Origin of the sequence: Chitinophaga varians (assembly GCF_012641275.1) — a bacterium.
In the GTDB taxonomy this organism is placed as follows: Bacteria; Bacteroidota; Bacteroidia; order Chitinophagales; family Chitinophagaceae; genus Chitinophaga; species Chitinophaga varians_A.
The window spans coordinates 1-870 of record NZ_JABAIA010000020.1; the positions used below are offsets into that span (position 1 = coordinate 1).

The 870-nt window shown below is 40.2% G+C and carries 2 rRNA genes; both read right to left on the reverse strand.

The features are described 5' to 3' along the window. A 23S ribosomal RNA gene (locus HGH92_RS33410) occupies positions 1-177 on the reverse strand; the annotation flags it as partial. A gap of 577 nt (positions 178-754) precedes the next feature. After that, positions 755-866, reverse strand: a 5S ribosomal RNA gene (gene rrf / locus HGH92_RS33415). Positions 867-870: the final 4 nt, after the last annotated feature.

Sequence of the window (870 nt, forward strand, 5' to 3'; positions counted from 1 at the left end):
AGTTCCCTGCGTTGGCTCTCTTTCGAGTGATACACCTTCAGTGTACCGGGTTGTCCCATTCGGAAATCTACGGATGTAATGCTCGTTTGCAGCTCCCCGTAGCTTATCGCAGCTTACCACGTCCTTCTTCGCCTCTTAGATCCTAGGCATCCACCATGCGCCCTTATTCGCTTTAAATATTTTAGTATATAGATATTACTATCCGTATACAACTTGCATTTCCCAATATGTCAAAGAGCTTTAGACTATTGCTAGTCTGTTGCTGATGTTTGAGATCCGATCCCTGTGGCCCGTTTGGCCATACATCTTGTGTTATTTCTTAAAGAACTTTTATCCGTTTCGCGTCGTTTGCGTTGGGGTTGCAAAGGTAGTGATTCTTTTCATTACCACCAAAACTTTTTTAAAGTTTTTTATATTTAATTATCTCAGTTTTAATGACTTATCTATTAGGAAAAGCAGTTTCAATCTGATGATAATCAACCCTTTATTCAAACAAAGAACAGCGCTTTTTTGGAGCGGATGGCAAAGATAGCATCTTTATCATTCGCAGCAAAAATTATTTCAACTTAATTGCTATTATTTTTCGTTTTAACTGGTCCACGGTAACGGACCTACGAAGCTGTATACAACTGTATACTGTGGAGGTAATCGATGTGCTCTACTATAAGAGCAATCTGATGATTAAGAAGAGAAGAGCTTCTACTTATATAGAAAGAAAAAGGTCCTGGCATGTCACCAGGACCTTTCTTAATAAATATGGCAGCTACCTACTCTCCCGCATGATAGTGCAGTACCATCGGCCATAAGGGGCTTAACTTCTCTGTTCGGAATGGGAAGAGGTGAACACCCTTGGCAAAACCACCATAAGAT